Origin of the sequence: Pseudomonas sp. GV085 (genome assembly GCF_003050925.1) — a bacterium.
In the GTDB taxonomy this organism is placed as follows: domain Bacteria; phylum Pseudomonadota; class Gammaproteobacteria; order Pseudomonadales; family Pseudomonadaceae; genus Aquipseudomonas.
Map to the genome: position 1 here is coordinate 62907 of NZ_QAOV01000004.1, position 17601 is coordinate 80507.

Sequence of the window (17601 nt, forward strand, 5' to 3'; positions counted from 1 at the left end):
ACCGGCTGCTCCTACAGCGGTGCAGGCTCCTGCGCCGGCTTGGTCTTGTCGATCCCCGGCACCAGCAGTTTGCCCTCGGCGACCTGATCGCCTTCAAGCTGCGGCTGCGTGACCCAGGTGAGGATGTCGTAGTAGCGACGGATGTTCGCCACGAAATGCACCGGTTCGCCGCCACGGGCGTAGCCGTAACGGGTTTTGCTGTACCACTTCTTTTCCGACAGGCGCGGCAGGATTTTCTTCACATCCAGCCATTTGTCCGGGTTCAACCCTTCCTTGGCCGCCAGTTTGCGTGCGTCATCGAGGTGGCCGCTGCCGATGTTGTAGGCCGCCAGGGCAAACCAGGTACGGTCCGGTTCCTGAATCGAATCGTCGAGCTGGTCTTTCATGTAGGCCAGGTACTTGGCGCCGCCCATGATGCTCTGTTTGGGGTCCAGGCGGTTGGACACACCCATGGCCTGCGCGGTGTTCTGGGTCAGCATCATCAGGCCGCGCACGCCGGTCTTGGACGTGACGGCCGGTTGCCACAACGACTCCTGGTACCCGATGGCCGCCAGCAGGCGCCAGTCGACTTTCTCTTTCTTGGCGTACGACTTGAAGTGCTGTTCGTACTTGGGCAGGCGTTGCTGCAAGTGTTGGGCAAACGTGGTGGCGCCCATGTAGCCGAGAACGTCGACATGCCCGTAGTAACGATCCTTGAGGCGTTGCAGGGTGCCGTTTTTCTTGACCTCGTCGAGGTACTCGTTGATTTCGTTGAGCAGGCTGTTGTCATCGCCCGGCGCGACGGCCCAGCTCTGGTTGCTGGCGTCACCGAGGTCGAAGGCGACCCGGATGTTGGTGAAATACACCTGGTTCATCGCCACTTCGTTGGAGTCGACCAGGGTCAGGTCGATCTGGCCTTCATCGACCATGCGCAGGAGATCGACGACCTCGACTGCGTCAGACTCTTCGTATTCGATGCCGGGAAATTTCTGTTTCAGCTGTGCCAGTTGTTCGGCATGGGTGCTGCCCTTGAGCACCATGATCTTCTTGCCCACCAGATCCTTCGCGTCGGTTGGCCGAGACTGGCCGTTGCGGTAGATGATCTGCGGGGTGACTTCCAGATAGGAGTGCGAGAAGCGCACCTGCTTCTTGCGCTCTTCGCTGCTGACCAGGCCGGCCGCCGCCAGCACCGGGCCATTGGGCTTGCCGACCTGGTTGAACAGGTCGTCGAGGTTGTCGGCGGTCTCGATCTTGAGCTCGACCCCCAGATCGTCGGCGAAGCGCTTCACCAGCTCGTATTCGAAGCCGGTTTCACCGTTGCGATCCTGAAAGTAGGTGGCAGGGCTGTTTCGGGTAACCACCCGCAGCACACCATCCTCCTTTACGCGCTCGAGCGTGTTGGGTTTATCAACACAGCCACCGAGCATCAGGAAGAGTCCGGTTGCGATCAGCCATTTGGCGTACCGCGGACGCAAAGCCGTTGGGAAAAACATCTGCGCAGTATACGCAAAGGACCACGGGCGCCATATCTCGACAGCGAGGGGCTAGTCTGCTAGAGATCGCAAAACTGGCCGAAACCCCGCAGGAATGGGCTTTGTCTGCGTTTTGTTACAGTAAAAATAAGCTGTCGTCACACGCCCAATTAACCTGACTTTCGAGGCAGAAACACAGATCGACGCCCGGGTGCAACCGTGCGTAGCGTTTCGGGTGCTGTCGCGGGCTGTTTAGGCTAGAATGCACGGCCTCAAAGCACACCCCTTCCCGAGGCTGTCCCGAAGATGTTGATCCTGCGCGGCGCTCCTGCCCTTTCTGCCTTTCGCCACAGCAAGCTCCTTGAGCAACTGAGCCAGAAGGTTCCGGCTGTCAGTGGCCTGTATGCTGAATTCGCTCACTTCGCCGAAGTTACCGGCGTCCTGACCGGCGACGAACAGCAGGTGCTTGCGCGCCTTCTGAAGTACGGTCCAAGCGTTCCTGTACAAGAACCGACCGGTCGTCTGTTTCTGGTGCTACCGCGTTTCGGCACCATCTCGCCGTGGTCAAGCAAGGCCAGCGACATCGCTCGCAACTGTGGCCTGGCGAAAATCCAGCGCCTGGAGCGCGGCATCGCGTTCTACGTGGCCGGCCAGTTCAGCGACGCTGAAGCCCGGTTGATCGCCGACGGTCTGCACGACCGCATGACCCAGATCGTCCTGGGCAACCTCGAACAGGCCGCCGGCCTGTTCAGCCACGCCGAACCGAAACCCCTGACCGCCATCGACGTGCTGGGTGGCGGCCGTGCCGCGCTGGAAAAAGCCAACACCGAGCTGGGCCTGGCCCTGGCCGAAGACGAGATCGACTATCTGGTCAACGCCTTCGTGGGCCTTTCGCGCAACCCGCACGACATCGAACTGATGATGTTCGCCCAGGCGAACTCCGAGCACTGCCGTCACAAGATCTTCAACGCCAGTTGGGACATCGACGGCCAGAGCCAGGAAAAAAGCCTGTTCGGCATGATCAAGAACACCTATGTGATGCACAGCGAAGGCGTTCTGTCTGCTTATAAGGACAACGCTTCGGTGATCGTCGGCTCCGTGGCCGGTCGTTTCTTCCCGGACCCTGAGACCCGCCAGTACGGCGCGGTGCAGGAGCCGGTGCACATCCTGATGAAGGTTGAAACCCACAACCACCCGACCGCGATTGCCCCGTTCCCGGGCGCATCCACCGGTTCCGGCGGCGAGATCCGCGACGAAGGCGCGACCGGCCGTGGCGCCAAGCCAAAGGCTGGCCTGACCGGTTTCACCGTGTCGAACCTGCAGATCCCGGGCTTCGAACAGCCGTGGGAAGTGCCGTACGGCAAGCCTGAGCGCATCGTTACCGCGCTGGACATCATGATCGAAGGCCCTCTGGGCGGCGCTGCGTTCAACAACGAATTCGGTCGTCCGGCCCTGACCGGCTACTTCCGTACCTTCGAACAGTCGATCACCACCCCGCACGGTGACGAAGTTCGCGGTTACCACAAGCCGATCATGCTGGCTGGCGGCATGGGCAACATCCGTGAAGAACACGTCAAGAAAGGCGAGATCCTGGTCGGCTCCAAGCTGATCGTGCTCGGCGGCCCGGCGATGCTGATCGGCCTGGGCGGCGGCGCCGCTTCCTCCATGGCCACCGGCACCAGCTCGGCAGACCTGGACTTCGCTTCGGTACAGCGTGAAAACCCGGAAATGGAACGTCGCTGCCAGGAAGTCATCGACCGTTGCTGGCAACTGGGCGACAAGAACCCGATCAGCTTCATCCACGACGTGGGTGCGGGCGGTCTGTCCAACGCCTTCCCGGAACTGGTCAACGACGGCGACCGTGGTGGCCGTTTCGAACTGCGCAACATTCCAAACGACGAGCCGGGCATGGCCCCGCACGAAATCTGGTCCAACGAATCCCAGGAACGTTACGTTCTGGCGGTCGGCCCGGCTGACTTCGAGCGCTTCAAGGCGATCTGCGAACGCGAGCGTTGCCCGTTCGCAGTGGTCGGCGAAGCCACTGCCGAACCGCAGCTGACTGTCACCGACAGCCACTTCGGCAACAGCCCGGTGGACATGCCGCTCGAAGTGCTGCTGGGCAAGGCCCCGCGCATGCACCGTTCGGTAGTGCGTGAAGCCGAACTGGGCGATGACTTCGATCCGTCGACCCTGAACATTGCCGACTGCGTCGAGCGCGTCCTGCATCACCCGGCCGTGGCGAGCAAGAGCTTCCTGATCACCATCGGCGACCGCACCATCACCGGCCTCGTGGCCCGTGACCAGATGGTCGGCCCGTGGCAGGTTCCGGTAGCCGACGTTGCCGTCACCGCCACCAGCTTCGACGTCTACACCGGTGAAGCCATGGCCATGGGCGAGCGTACTCCGCTGGCACTGCTGGACGCTCCTGCGTCGGGCCGCATGGCCATCGGCGAAACCCTGACCAACATCGCCGCCTCGCGCATCGGCAAGATCTCCGACATCAAACTGTCGGCGAACTGGATGTCCGCCGCCGGTCATCCGGGTGAAGATGCACGCCTGTACGACACCGTGAAAGCGGTCGGCATGGAACTGTGCCCAGAGCTGGGCATTACCATTCCGGTGGGCAAGGACTCGATGTCCATGGCCACGCGCTGGAACGATGAAGGCGTGGACAAGTCCGTCACTTCGCCGATGTCCCTGATCGTGACCGGTTTCGCGCCAGTGACTGACATCCGTCAGACCCTGACCCCGCAACTGCGCATGGACAAGGGCACCACCGACCTGATCCTGATCGACCTGGGCCACGGCCAGAACCGCATGGGCGCGTCGATCCTGGCACAGGTGCACGGCAAGCTCGGCAAGCACGCTCCGGACGTCGATGACGCCGAAGACCTGAAAGCCTTCTTCGCCGTGATCCAGGGCCTCAACGCCGACGGTCACCTGCTGGCTTATCACGACCGTTCCGACGGTGGTCTGCTGACCTCCGTAGTGGAAATGGCCTTCGCCGGTCACTGCGGCCTGAGCCTGAACCTCGACAGCGTTGCCCACAGCGCCGACGAAATCGCCGCGATCCTGTTCAACGAAGAACTGGGTGCGGTGATCCAGGTTCGCCAGGACGCTACCCCGGACATCCTCGCGCAGTTCAGCGCTGCCGGCCTGGGCGACTGTGTGTCGGTGATCGGTCAGCCAATCAACAACGGCGAGATCAGCATCACCTTCAACGGCGACACCGTGTTCGAAGGCCAGCGTCGTCTGCTGCAACGTCAGTGGGCCGAGACCAGCTACCAGATCCAGCGTCTGCGCGACAACGCCGACTGCGCCGAGCAAGAGTTCGACGTGCTGCTGGAAGAAGACAACCCGGGCCTGAGCGTCAAGCTGAGCTACGACATCAACCAGGACGTCGCCGCGCCTTACATCAAGAAAGGCATTCGCCCACAGGTTGCCGTACTGCGTGAGCAGGGCGTCAACGGTCAGGTGGAAATGGCGGCTGCGTTCGACCGCGCCGGTTTCAACGCGATCGACGTGCACATGAGCGACATTCTGGCCGGCCGTGTCGACCTGAACGAGTTCAAGGGCATGGTCGCTTGCGGCGGCTTCTCTTACGGCGACGTGCTGGGTGCCGGTGAAGGCTGGGCAAAATCGGCGCTGTTCAACAGCCGCGCCCGCGATGCGTTCCAGGGTTTCTTCGAACGCAACGACAGCTTCACCCTCGGCGTGTGCAACGGTTGCCAGATGATGTCCAACCTGCACGAGCTGATCCCGGGCAGCGAGTTCTGGCCGCACTTTGTGCGTAACCGTTCCGAGCAGTTCGAAGCCCGCGTTGCGATGGTGCAGATCCAGGAGTCGAACTCGATCTTCCTGCAAGGCATGGCCGGTTCGCGCATGCCGATCGCCATCGCCCACGGCGAAGGTCATGCCGAATTCGCCAGTGAAGAAGCACTGCTGGAAGCCGATCTGTCGGGTTGTGTGGCGATGCGTTTCGTCGACAACCACGGCAAGGTCACCGAAAGCTACCCGGCCAACCCGAACGGCTCGCCGCGCGGGATCACCGGTCTGACCAGCCGCGACGGTCGCGTGACCATCATGATGCCGCACCCGGAGCGTGTATTCCGTGCCGTGCAGAACTCGTGGCGCTCGGATGACTGGAACGAAGATGCACCGCTGATGCGCATGTTCCGTAATGCTCGCGTGTGGGTGAACTAAGAACGGGTGAACCAAGCGCCGTGTACAAGCTCAGTTTTTTTGTTCCAGCCAGTCACGTCGAAGACGTGAAGAGCGCCGTATTCGCCGCCGGTGGCGGACGGATCGGTGCCTACGATCACTGCGCATGGCAGGTGTTGGGCCTGGGTCAGTTTCGTCCACTGGACGGCAGCCAGCCGTTCATTGGGCAAGCGGGGCAGGTCGAACAGGTCGAGGAGTGGAAGGTCGAGCTGGTGGTGGCCGATGAGTTGATTCGCTCGGTGGTGGCGGCTCTGAAACAGAGCCATCCCTATGAGACACCGGCTTATGAGGTGTGGCGGCTGGAGGATTTCTGACTCTCTTGCTGCTGAAATGAAAAACCCGCTGAAAGCGATTTCAGCGGGTTTTTTATTGGGCGTGATAGTGGGTGACTGGCGCCGATTACGGCGCTGGCGTCAGCTGAACCTCTGCCTTGAGTACTTGGATCAGCATGTCCTGGTACTCGAAACGTCGTGCCGTCATGTCCCAGCGGTCGATAAAGAACAACCCGTTATGGTCCACCTGAATCGGCGTGGAAACAATTTCACCGCTGCGGGAGCGGTGCAGCAGGTTGGTCTCGGCAGTCGAGGGGCGTTCGATCAGGAAGTGCCCCGTCTGGCGCAGTCTGGACCTGTCGACAGGTACAAAGGGCGCAGGAGCTCGCTGCCGGGCGTTGCTGACTTCCAGTTTGAAGTCACTGCGTATCGCCCTCCAGCGAGGCCCCGTGAGATCGGTTTCCCAGAACCCCAGGTGAATGCCTCTGGCCATTGACGGCGCGCACTCTCTGACATGCAGGCTGACCGTGCCCAGGATCTCGGCCAGTCCCGATATGCCTAGGAAGTTATTGGTGTGGGCGCTGCCGATGAAGGCAATCCACTTATGGGGCCCGTGTGCCGTCTGGTCGGCCAGGATGACCCGGGAGGCGAAGTAGTTGAACATCTGGTTGCGGGCCTTTTCCGGATCAGGCAAGCCCTTGAGGTGATAGCTGACGGTACAGTCCAGCGCCCTGATGCGGATGCCATATTTGTTGGCGGCCTGGCTGACTTCCGAATAGTTGTCAGAGCCAGTGTAGAGCGGCATATGTCCCCGATCCTGGGCTTTGAGGTAGGCCTTGAGGTTGTCGGGAAACCGCTGGGTTAGATGGAACACCTCCAGTTCAGCCTGGTGCAGGTCGGTGAGCAGGTGTTCGACGTAGAGCGTCTTGTAGCCCTGCTGCTTCAACTGCTTCATGTGCTTTATCAGAAATGCCTTGCTCGATTCTGCCGAGTGCGCCTCGCCAATCACCAACCCCGGCAGGTGGCTTTCGCTGATTTGTTTCAGGAACGACTCGGGCGTGGTGGTGCTGCTGATCGTTGGCAACGCTGGCCTGGCAGGTGGAACATAGTCGGCAAAGAAACTCTTGGCATTGGTATTCAAGTTTCTGCGTAACTTGATGAATTCAGAGAACGCTTCAGCTCGCGTTAGTTGGGACGGTGCGTAGCGAGAATCCAGGCCGCGCGGTTGGTCGCTCATGCGGGCGATCTCATCTCTTAGCGACGGTGCAATATCGAAGTCGTTGAAATGGCCAGTGCTGACGACGGATGTAGAGGCAGTCGGTGAGATAGGTTCGGGCGTCTTGTACGGTGTTTGCAAGGTCATGTGGTAGTCGCCTTTGGCGAGTGCATCACCTGGTATTTTGCCGGGGGTGTCTGACCAGATGCCCACCGGTTGATTCAAACCGACGTCTTCGATGCGCAGCGCGACCGCATTGTTCAAGTCCGCCAGACCAGGTGTGCCATTGTATGTGGTCATGCGCGAGTGATCGACCAGGGCGATCCAGCGTTCGTTCGGTGTATCGGCCATGTCGGCTTCAATGACTTTGTGCGAGTAATAGTTTCTCAGGCTGTTGGGCTGGGGCGTGGTCGGCGAGCTATCGCCCATGAGCAGTACATCGTCCAGTCGATAGGAGGTCGAGGCGTCCAGCGCCTTGATTTGCACGCCTTTTTCCCTGGCCTTGTGTACGAGGGCCAAGTAAGAGTGCTCGGCGTCTTTTGCGATGCCGAAGGACTGGTCTATGGCCTTCAAATGTTTTTTGATGTGCCGCCATGATTTCCCTTGGTTGAACTTTTCAAGCTTGAGCTTGAAAACCTCCCCCGGCAGGAACTCCACATACAGGCGCTTGAAACCTCGTTCGACCAGGGCATTCATGTTGGTAATCAGTGCCTGTTTGCTGGCAATGGAGCCTGGCACGGCGCCGATAACCAGGTTCTTGTTACCGGCAAAGGCGTCGTTGGCTATCAATTGGGATAGCGGGGTACTGGCCTCTACGGCAGGCACGTTGGCGCGAGCGGGCAGCGTGTCGAGGAAGAGGAAGAAGTTATCCGCGTCCTTGGTCAGGCGTTCGACCTGCTGCAGGTAAACCGTGCGTAACGAACGCAGTTCATCGGCGGCACGGCCCAGCACGGTGTCGACCAGACCTTGGCCAATATCGGCTGCCTGGCTGATCATGAGCGTCCGCATCTGCGGGTCCATGACTGGCTCAAGCCTGCTCCAGTATTTCTGTGGCATCCCATAGTCTTTTGACGGCCCGGGGGTTTCGGGCACTGTTTCGTATTTCGGCGCGCCGCCGGAAACCCCGGTGCGGGTCCAGATGCCCTCGGCGTTCGGTGCGGCCAGGCGCGTGGTCGAGACCCATTTGCCGCTGACCGGGTCATGGCGATATAGCAAGTAGCGACCGATCACATCCGGGGTATTCGGCGCCCAGAGCACCTCGCCGTTGAACAGCACCGGCTGCATGCCTGCAGGCGCCGGGGGGGCGGTTTCCAGCTGGCTGATCAGCTTCATCGCCCGACCTTGCTCGGTGCTGGGAACTGCCAGGCGCACGGATTTGCCGATGGGTTTGAACGATTTCAGGGCCGGACGCAGGTCGGTGAAGAGGGCGCCGGCGCTGTTGAACAGATACCCGGCGAAGTGCTCAAGGGCGGCCGAGGTGTCGCCCTGGTTGTACGCATGCAGGGCGAGCATGCTGTCCTTGAAGGCCAGTAGCAGGCCAACACTCAGACTCAGAACCGGGAAAGGCGCAGTGGCGATGGCGGCCGTGAACTCCACGCACGTCCAGAGCATGCTGGTGATCATCTGAGTGCGGTTAGTGGTGGTGGCGGTCACTTCGTCGATCTTGCGTTGCAGCTTCATGTTGTACAGCAAGCGGCGCAGGTCAAGCACCGGAGGCAGTGCCCGGGTCGAGTCGTAACGTGGGGGGCTGGGGGTGGTTTTATCCAGGCCCTCGGGCAGCCCTTGTTTGGCGGCCTCCAGAAATGCCTGGACCCGGCCCCGGGATCGAACATCGACACGCTGGGTGAGGTAGCCGATGAATCCGGGCAGTTTTTTCAGCAGGTAATTGAACTGCCTGGCCTCGCGAAAGGTGATGCCGTCGGGGGCATGGGGCGTATAGAGCAGCACCGGGTTGTCAGCGTGGCTGAACAGGTAGGTGTCGATGACCCAGTCGCCGTCGACCAGCAGGCGATGGATGGCGTATTTGCCGCGAGTCTCCAGCGGCGTGTCACCCATACTGGCAATGCAGCGCTCAAGCCATTGCAGGTCAACGCCGGCGATGTGTCCTTGCAGGCGACACTCCAATGCGGCACTGAGCATCTGTCGTTGAGTAATGGCCAGCACCGCATTGCGCCTGAAAGTAAACGCCGGGCTGCCCGGGTCCAGCAACTCGGCCTTGACCTTGTCGACGTAGCGCTGGCCAATCCAGATGCCGGTGACCGAGCGTGCGACGGCTTGCGGATTGGCGTTCAGGGTGCTCAGGTCAATGCCTTGCGGGCCCCTGTACCTTGCCGAACGGGAGAATTTTTCGTCGAGAAAACCGACACCATCGGCGTAGCCGTCACGGTAGAGCTGGGTATACGTCACGGGCGCCGGTGTCCGGGTGCCGAGCGCGGAGGGTGAATAGGCCCATACGGTGTCCGGGTCGACATCGTTCTGACGGCGGCCCAGCAGTTGGTTCAAGCGCTCCCTGGCCTTTTCATGCAGGTAGGCATCGAAGCTTTGGAAGCGGGCTTCGGACTGTGGATGGTCGTTGTAGGTCTGCAAGCTGCCTTCTGCATCCTCGGCCAGGGTCGAGAGTCTTCGCCTGACATCAATGGTGGCTGAGCGATACCAACTCGGCGTATTGAATTCGTAGTTATCGATACGTGTGGCGAGCACATGATCAGCCATCGATTTCAGACTCTGGCGATAGTTGCCAGCGTTGAACGCGATATTGTTGTAATCCTGGGCATGGAACTTCTGGCTCAGACCGTTCAAGAGGTGCTTCATCGAGTTGCGAAAGCGCAGTGGTACCTGGCGGATCAAGTAGTCGGTCATGGTGCCGGGTGGGGCCTTGAGGCCGTTGTCCTGGGTCCAGCCGAGGATGTGTTGCCGGCACGCAAGCTCGCTGTCGAACGCCTGGAACTGGTGCTCTTGTGGTGCCTCGGGGGTGCAAAGCAGTACGCGGTTGACCGTCCCGTTGGCATCGCTCTGGCGCATCACCCAGAGGTCCTGAAGTTGCGCACCGTGCAGCGATAGGACGCTGGCGCCCAGGGTGGCGGCGCTCAGTCGCGCATCGGTACCCTGGCGCAGGCGCTGGATCGCCTGGTAGTCGTCTTCGCGAATGTGGCCTTGCAGGAAGGCCGTGTAGGCCAGGGCGTTGATCCGCTGGTCGAGCATCTGCTCGATGGCGCTGCTGAACTCAGGCCGGGCGTGCAGTTCTTGTTGCACCTGTGCAAAGTCGAACCGAGGTTGCAGGGTCATCAACTGTTGCACGATCCACGCTGGGGTCAGGTCTTGGTACGCATCGGGCAAGGGCGCTCCGTTATACGTAAAGGTGGTCTTCGTCAGAAAGTCGGAGCCAGGCAGTTCGTCGCCGGTATGCAGGCCCCGCAAGGCCAGGTCGATCAGGTTGCGATTGTGTTCATAGTGGCCGACGCCGGGCACAAACCGTTGGGTTTTGACCTGTAGGTGCTCCGGGTTCAGGTCGTGAATCTCCAGGTCATCGCTCAACCGCTCCAGCCATTGAAAACGGGCCAGGGCTTGGGGGTTCGCGGCGGGGCCCAACAGATCGAGCAGGTGTTGGCGTGCCTGGTTGTAACTGGCCAGATGTTCCGCCAGCGTGGCTCGGTGTGCCTCGCTGGCGCTGCGATACCAATCGGGTGCGCTGTAGCGCAGCAACCGTTCGAGCAGGCGTTGGGCGCGCAGTTCCAGGCGGGCGCTGAGGTCGGGCAGGGCGCTACGGATCGCGCGGTCGAGGGCCGCGATCAATTGGGCGGGGTCGTGCTGCGGGTTGTCCACCAGGCTCAGGGCCCGGTCGATATCCTGGGTGCGCTTGGCGATCAGGGCACCGACGGTGTGTTCGAACAACGGCTGGTCGTCGATGGGTGATAGTTCCAGGGGCCAGATTCCGGCGGGGCTCAAGGCGTGGTAGCGCGTGGGCAACCTGTCGATGAACTCACTGCGCCCGCTGGCGTGTTCCATGTTTTGCCGCAAGTGGGTGTCGAGTTCGGCCAGGGTGTTGAACGATTCGATCCCTCGCGCAGGTGTGAACAGCAACACTTGGCCGACGTCCTGCGCGCTCATCAGGTCGTTGACCACGACGCTGTTTTTTTCTGTGGCGACAAAGGCACCGGCCAGCTCGACCTGTTGCGCCTGGTAACTGAACTGCAAGGCGTACAGGCCTGGGCGCAAGCTTGGGGGCAGCGCCACGCTTTCGAGCATCGTGCCTTCTTGTGGGTGCAGCAGGCGATCCTGGACGGCGAGCCTGGCTTCATGCTCCAGGGCGGTGAACCCGGCTTCGAAGGTCATGTAGGATTTGAGTGAGCTGCCATCGATCTGCTCACGCAGGTCCATGTCCATCAGATGCGTGTTCAAGGTGCTCTTGAGAGTAGTGAGCAGAGTCTGGCCTTCCGAGGTTTTCAGGTCGCTGTTGGTTAATCCTTGATAGTGGGTTTTGGCCTTGCTCAGGAACTGTTCCCGGTAGCGCTTGAGGATGCCGTCCAGGCGTTCCAGGTAGCGTTGTTCGGTTGTGGGTTTATGATCGGGCAGCAGTGGGGTTTGGGCGTTGAGCAGGTGATGGCCGATTTGATTGAGGTAGCCTTTGATTTCTTCAAAAGACGGTGGGGGGGTGGGTGTGCTCATGGACGCGGTCTCCAGTCGGTAGAAAGAGCCGGCAGCATGGCGAGGAAGAGGGAGGGGGTGGTGGTACATATGTATGCCACGATTTGGCGGGAGTATCGCGATACAGGCTGGGAGCCTGCTCGCGAAAACGGCCTGTCAGTCACAGACTCGGGGTTGGTTTGACGTGGTATTGGAGGTGGGGATTTTGAAGGCAAGGATCGCAGCCTGCGGCAGCTCCTACGGTCGGGATTGGTATCACCTCTGTAGGAGCTGCCGCAGGCTGCGATCTTTTGAATTTATTTTTTGATGTCGACCAATGGTCGTGGGGATTACGGGCGGATTTCGATCATCGTGCCGTCGGGCACCAGGTTCCAGACTTCGCGCATGTCCATGTTGCGCATGGCGATGCAGCCGTCGGTCCAGTCCAGGGTGTGGAACAGGTCTTCCGGGGTGTCTTCACTGTCCGGGGTGCCGTGGATCATGATCATGCCGCCGGGTTCGACGCCTTCACGACGGGCGCGGGCCGAGTCGCTGATGTTCGGGTAGGAAACGTGCATCGCCAGGTTGAAGCGGTCGCTGGTCTTGCGCCAGTCGACCCAGTAGAAGCCTTCCGGGGTGCGCTTGTCGCCTTCCATCAGCTTCGGCCCCTTGGGACGCTTGCCCAGGGAAATGCGATAGGTCTTGAGCGGCTTGCCGTCATTGATCAATTGCAATTGATGGGAAGACTTGAGAATCAGGACTTTCTCGATGATCTTGCCATTCAGGGTTTCCACGGCAGAAGCCTCGGACAACGCGACGAACGACAAACAGAACAGGGCAAGCAACCAGCGCATTGAAACGATTCCCCAGGAGGTGTCGCGACTATTTATGTATAGAAGTTTTTGCAGGCTCGTGCCGCGTCCGGGCGGTCTTTCGACGCCTTTGAGTGATGCCGATATGACATCAGATAATGGCAGGCTGAGCAAGTGGCGGGATCGATTCAGACCGAACGGGATAGACCTCGGTCCGCCGGTCAGCGAAGAAGCATTCTAAGGTACGGCCCACCGTGCGGAAAGCCAGCTCATCCCATGGAATGTCCGCTTCGTCGAATAGTTGCACTTCCAGGCTCTCGGGGCCTGCAGAAAAGTCCAGGTCGGCCAGCTCGGCGCGGAAGAACACATGTACCTGGCTGATATGCGGCACGTCGATCAGGGTATAGATGCTCAGGTTGCGCACCCGGGCGCAGGCTTCCTCGGCGGTTTCGCGAATGGCGGCCTGTTCGATGGTCTCGCCGTTTTCCATGAAACCGGCAGGCAGGGTCCAGTAGCCGCGACGTGGCTCGATGGCCCGTCGGCACAACAACACCTTGGTGCCCCAGGTCGCCACGCAACCGGCGACGATGTTGGGGTTCTGGTAGTGAATGGCCTGACAGCTGTCGCAGACAAAACGCAGGCGCGAATCGCCTTCGGGAATGCGCTGGGTCACCGGGTTACCGCACTGGCTGCAAAATTTCATGCTGGGGTTCCTGAATGCTGCGCCTATCTTGGCGTGCGGCAGTGTCTGTCGGCAAGTTGTCGTTTCGCGACATGGGGCTGTTGCGGGGGTTGGGCGACCGCAGCGATTGGTGCATGATGCCGGGTAGGGCACAGATCGAGAACACTCATGCTGGACGAGCTACTGCATCGGGTTAGCAACCACACACCAAGCACATTGGAGACCGACCGTCGTTTTCCCGAGGCCGCGGTGCTGGTGCCCATCACCCGCAGTGACGAGCCCGAGCTGGTGTTGACCCTGCGTGCCAGCGGCCTGTCGACCCATGGCGGCGAAGTCGCCTTTCCCGGCGGGCGTCGTGACCCTGATGACCCGGACCTGATTTTCACCGCCCTGCGGGAAGCCGAAGAAGAGATCGGCCTGCCGCCGGGGCTGGTCGAGGTGATCGGCCCGCTCAGCCCGCTGATCAGCCTGCATGGCATCCAGGTCACGCCCTATGTTGGAGTGATCCCGGATTTTGTCGAATACCGGGCCAACGATGCGGAGATCGCCGCGGTGTTCAGCGTGCCTCTGGAGTTCTTCCGCAAAGACCCCCGCGAACATACCCATCGCATCGATTATCAGGGCCGCAGCTGGTATGTGCCGAGCTATCGCTATGGCGAATACAAGATCTGGGGGTTGACGGCGATCATGATCGTCGAGTTGATCAACCTGCTGTATGACGCCAAAATCAGCCTGCACCAGCCTCCCAAAAGCTTTATCAATACCTGAAGCCATCGTTCGAATGGTTTGAACCTGCCTGCCTGAGCCTTGAGGACAACACGATGAAATACCGCCTGGGCGACGCCCGCGTCGAAACCCACCCACAGAGCTGGGTCGCACCCAATGCCGTGCTGGTGGGCAGGGTCAAGCTGGAAGAGGGCGCCAACGTCTGGTTCAACGCCGTATTGCGCGGCGACAACGAATTGATCCTGATCGGTAAGAACAGCAACGTCCAGGACGGCACCGTGATGCACACCGACATGGGCTACCCGCTGACCATCGGCACCGGCGTGACCATCGGCCACAACGCCATGCTCCACGGCTGCACCGTCGGCGACTACAGCCTGATCGGGATCAACGCGGTGATTCTCAATGGCGCGAAGATCGGCAAGAACTGCATCATCGGCGCCAACGCGCTGATCGGCGAAGGCAAGGAGATTCCGGACGGATCACTGGTCATGGGTTCGCCCGGCAAAGTGGTGCGCGAACTGACCGAGCCACAAATCAGGATGCTGGAGGCCAGCGCTGCTCACTACGTGCACAACTCGCAGCGTTATGCCCGCGATCTGGCCGAGCAGGAACAATGACCGCCACCGAACGCCCGGTGGCATCGCCCTGCGTGAACATTTGTGCGCTGGACGACGATGATATCTGCACCGGTTGCCAACGCACGGTGGAGGAGATTACCCGCTGGAGCCGCATGACCAACGACGAGCGGCGCAAAGTGCTGGGGTTGTGTCATGAGCGGGCCAAGACCAGTGGGCTTGTCTGGATGATCGGGGCAAAACCGCGGTTGTAGGAGCGAGCTTGCTCCGGGCGGCGTTCCGACGATGGACCTATGAACGCCGCGGGGTGTCAGGTTTTATCGCGTTATCGTTCACGACCATCGCGAGCAAGCTCGCTCCTACAGTATTCTGTGCGGCAAATTGACAGGTACTTTCCCGCCCATGCTCTTCCTGATCGCCTACATCGGCAGCGTCGTGCTGATCAACTACGCCTTTTCCACCGCTCCGCACCTGGACATCATCTGGTCAGCCTGGGGTGGTCTGGTGTTTATCCTGCGCGACATGGTGCAAGCCCGGTTCGGGCATGGCGCCCTCGCGGCGATGCTGGTGGCGCTGGTGTTGTCCTATGTCACCTCCGATCCGTCCATCGCTCTGGCCAGCGCCACGGCGTTCGCGGTTTCCGAGTGCATCGACTGGCTGGTGTTCAGCATCACCAAACGCCCGCTGCATGATCGCCTGTGGATAAGTTCGGCCCTGAGCATTCCCCTCGATACCTTTATCTTTTTCGGCATGATCGACGCCCTGACGCCGGGGGTGATCCTCACCGCCCTGGGTTCGAAGTTCGCCGGGGTCACCGCCGTGTGGCTGATCATGGCCTGGCGCCTGCGCAAACAGGCTGTCGTCAGCTGAAGTTCATGTAAAATGCCGCGCTTTCTCCCCATGGGAAGCGCGCATGGCGACGCGTCCCTCGATGATCCGCTCCTTGAGGACCTTCAGATGACCCGTATCGGAACCCCATTGTCGCCCACCGCGACCCGCGTATTGATGTGTGGCTGTGGCGAGTTGGGCAAGGAGGTGGTGATCGAGCTGCAACGCCTGGGCGTTGAAGTGATTGCCGTGGACCGCTACGCCAATGCGCCGGCCATGCAGGTGGCGCACCGCAGTCACGTGATCAACATGCTCGATGGCGCTGCCTTGCGTGCCGTGATCGAAGCCGAGAAGCCACACTTCATCGTGCCGGAAATCGAAGCCATCGCCACCGCCACCCTGGTGGAACTGGAGGCCGAAGGTTTCAACGTTATCCCGACTGCCCGCGCCGCGCAATTGACCATGAACCGCGAAGGCATCCGTCGCCTGGCCGCTGAAGAACTGGACCTGCCAACCTCGCCCTACCACTTCGCCGATACCTTCGAGGACTACAGCAAAGCCGTCGAAGACCTCGGTTTCCCATGCGTGGTCAAGCCGGTCATGAGTTCCTCGGGCAAGGGCCAGAGCCTGCTGCGCAGCGTCGATGACGTGCAGAAAGCCTGGGATTACGCCCAGGAAGGTGGCCGTGCCGGTAAAGGTCGGGTGATCATCGAAGGCTTCATCGATTTCGACTACGAAATCACCCTGCTGACCGTGCGCCACATCGGCGGCACCACCTTCTGCGCGCCGGTCGGCCACCGTCAGGAAAAGGGCGACTATCAGGAATCCTGGCAGCCGCAAGCCATGAGCCCGATTGCCCTGGCCGAGTCCGAGCGTGTCGCCAAAGCGGTGACCGAAGCCTTGGGTGGCCGTGGTCTGTTCGGCGTCGAGCTGTTCATCAAGGGCGATCAGGTGTGGTTCAGCGAAGTCTCGCCGCGCCCGCACGACACTGGCCTGGTGACCCTGATCTCTCAGGACCTGTCGCAGTTCGCCCTGCACGCGCGAGCCATTCTCGGTCTGCCGATCCCGTTGATCCGTCAGTTCGGGCCATCGGCCTCGGCGGTGATCCTGGTGGAAGGACAGTCGACCCAGACCGCATTCGCCAACCTGGGAGCGGCCTTGAGCGAGCCGGATACCGCGCTGCGCCTGTTCGGCAAGCCTGAAGTCAACGGCCAGCGCCGCATGGGCGTGGCCCTGGCGCGCGACGAGTCGATCGAAGCCGCCCGCGCCAAGGCGACCCGTGCTGCGCAGGCGGTTGTCGTAGAGCTGTAAAAACAGCTATGGCGGGCCTATACCTTCTATAGGCATCGCGCCATTGCTTTACCTGTAGGAGCGAGCCTGCTCGCGATGGACTCAAGAACACCGCGGGGAACCCAGACTCCCCGCGTTATCGTTAACGACCATCGCGAGCAGGCTCGCTCCTACAGGTCATTTATCAATGCTTCAGGCCTGTACCCATGAACTCGCAAAGCATCATCGTCCCGAAAATCTCCACCCTGCCGGTACACGAACCCCGGGCCCGGGCGGTCGTGCGCTGGCTGGTGCGCAAGAACATCATCGAGGAAGAGCTGACCACCTGTGGTCGCACCGGCAATCGCATGGCCCACGCCATCGCCGACGGTGCCCGCGCAGTGGTCCTGCACCCCGAAGCCCTGCCGTTCGGTGAGCCGATCAATGGCCTGGAGATCATCACCAAGCGCTGCATCTATACGCCGGCCAAGGGTTTCCTTGAAGAGGCGGGCTGCGCCGAGTGCCGCAAGGAAATCGGCGAAGCCCTGTTCGAAAGCCTGGAAGACTGGATGCCGGGGCGCACCGACAACTTCACCTGTCCGGAATGCGGGCATGAAGACGACATCAACGGGTTTCTGTTCCTGCAGGAATGCGGCTTCTCCAACCTCGGTTTCATCTTCAACAACTGGGCCGAAGCCGGGTTCAAGCAGAGCTTTCTCGACGAATTCGCCGATTGGCTGGATCAACCGGTCAGTTGGGTGAAAGTCGAACTCTAAACGCCGTATTCCCCTGTAGGAGCTGCCGCAGGCTGCGATCTTTTGATCTTGTTTTCCGAAAATCAAAGTCAAAAGATCGCAGCCTGCGGCAGCTCCTACGAAAAGCCCGAATCCCCGTATATCTGTAACATCGATAATAGACAGAGT

12 protein-coding genes are annotated in these 17601 nt (G+C 60.7%); 8 read left to right on the forward strand and 4 right to left on the reverse strand.

Annotated elements, in window-relative coordinates; translation table 11 throughout:
- Positions 1-11: 11 nt before the first annotated feature.
- Complete coding sequence (mltF, locus tag C8K63_RS09875) at positions 12-1472, reverse strand: membrane-bound lytic murein transglycosylase MltF (protein WP_108216539.1); 1461 nt, start codon at positions 1470-1472, stop codon at positions 12-14.
- A gap of 285 nt (positions 1473-1757) precedes the next feature.
- On the opposite strand from mltF, the gene purL reads away from it, so the two are divergent.
- Entirely contained in the window at positions 1758-5654 is a 3897-nt protein-coding gene (purL, locus tag C8K63_RS09880; RefSeq protein WP_108216540.1) for a phosphoribosylformylglycinamidine synthase, read from the forward strand.
- A gap of 20 nt (positions 5655-5674) precedes the next feature.
- Positions 5675-5986: a YqfO family protein gene (locus C8K63_RS09885; RefSeq protein WP_108216541.1), complete on the forward strand. Its 312-nt coding sequence runs from the start codon at positions 5675-5677 to the stop codon at positions 5984-5986.
- A gap of 85 nt (positions 5987-6071) precedes the next feature.
- Here the strand turns inward: C8K63_RS09885 and C8K63_RS09890 are convergent, their stop codons facing one another.
- The 3 genes from C8K63_RS09890 to C8K63_RS09900 all read right to left on the reverse strand — a co-directional run bounded on the left by C8K63_RS09890 (position 6072) and on the right by C8K63_RS09900 (position 13298).
- Positions 6072-11825 (reverse strand): membrane-targeted effector domain-containing toxin, encoded by a 5754-nt coding sequence (locus tag C8K63_RS09890; protein WP_177413267.1) that lies wholly within the window; start codon positions 11823-11825, stop codon positions 6072-6074.
- Positions 11826-12133: 308 nt separating this feature from the next.
- Entirely contained in the window at positions 12134-12637 is a 504-nt protein-coding gene (locus C8K63_RS09895) for a murein L,D-transpeptidase family protein (protein WP_108216542.1), read from the reverse strand.
- A gap of 109 nt (positions 12638-12746) precedes the next feature.
- Positions 12747-13298, reverse strand: coding sequence for an NUDIX hydrolase (locus C8K63_RS09900; protein WP_008016748.1), 552 nt, complete (start codon positions 13296-13298; stop codon positions 12747-12749).
- A 147-nt stretch (positions 13299-13445) separates the two neighbouring features.
- On the opposite strand from C8K63_RS09900, the gene C8K63_RS09905 reads away from it, so the two are divergent.
- From C8K63_RS09905 to C8K63_RS09930, 6 genes are all read left to right on the forward strand, one after another.
- The gene (locus C8K63_RS09905; RefSeq protein ID WP_108216543.1) at positions 13446-14045 is read left to right on the forward strand and encodes a CoA pyrophosphatase; all 600 of its coding nucleotides are present in this window, start codon (positions 13446-13448) and stop codon (positions 14043-14045) included.
- Positions 14046-14098: 53 nt separating this feature from the next.
- On the forward strand, positions 14099-14623 hold the full coding sequence (locus tag C8K63_RS09910; protein ID WP_108216544.1) for a gamma carbonic anhydrase family protein: 525 nt from the start codon (positions 14099-14101) through the stop codon (positions 14621-14623).
- Positions 14620-14835, forward strand: coding sequence for a DUF1289 domain-containing protein (locus C8K63_RS09915; RefSeq protein ID WP_108216545.1), 216 nt, complete (start codon positions 14620-14622; stop codon positions 14833-14835). Before C8K63_RS09910 ends, C8K63_RS09915 begins: the two co-directional genes overlap by 4 nt.
- Positions 14836-14983: 148 nt before the next feature.
- Positions 14984-15451 carry a VUT family protein gene (locus C8K63_RS09920; RefSeq protein ID WP_108216546.1) on the forward strand — a complete coding sequence of 156 codons (468 nt, stop codon included), beginning with the start codon at positions 14984-14986 and terminating at the stop codon, positions 15449-15451.
- 87 nt (positions 15452-15538) lie between these two features.
- Positions 15539-16720: a formate-dependent phosphoribosylglycinamide formyltransferase gene (gene purT, locus C8K63_RS09925; protein ID WP_108216547.1), complete on the forward strand. Its 1182-nt coding sequence runs from the start codon at positions 15539-15541 to the stop codon at positions 16718-16720.
- A 185-nt stretch (positions 16721-16905) separates the two neighbouring features.
- Positions 16906-17454, forward strand: a complete 549-nt coding sequence (locus C8K63_RS09930; protein WP_108216548.1) for a sugar ABC transporter ATPase — start codon at positions 16906-16908, stop codon at positions 17452-17454.
- The last annotated feature ends 147 nt before the right edge of the window (positions 17455-17601 follow it).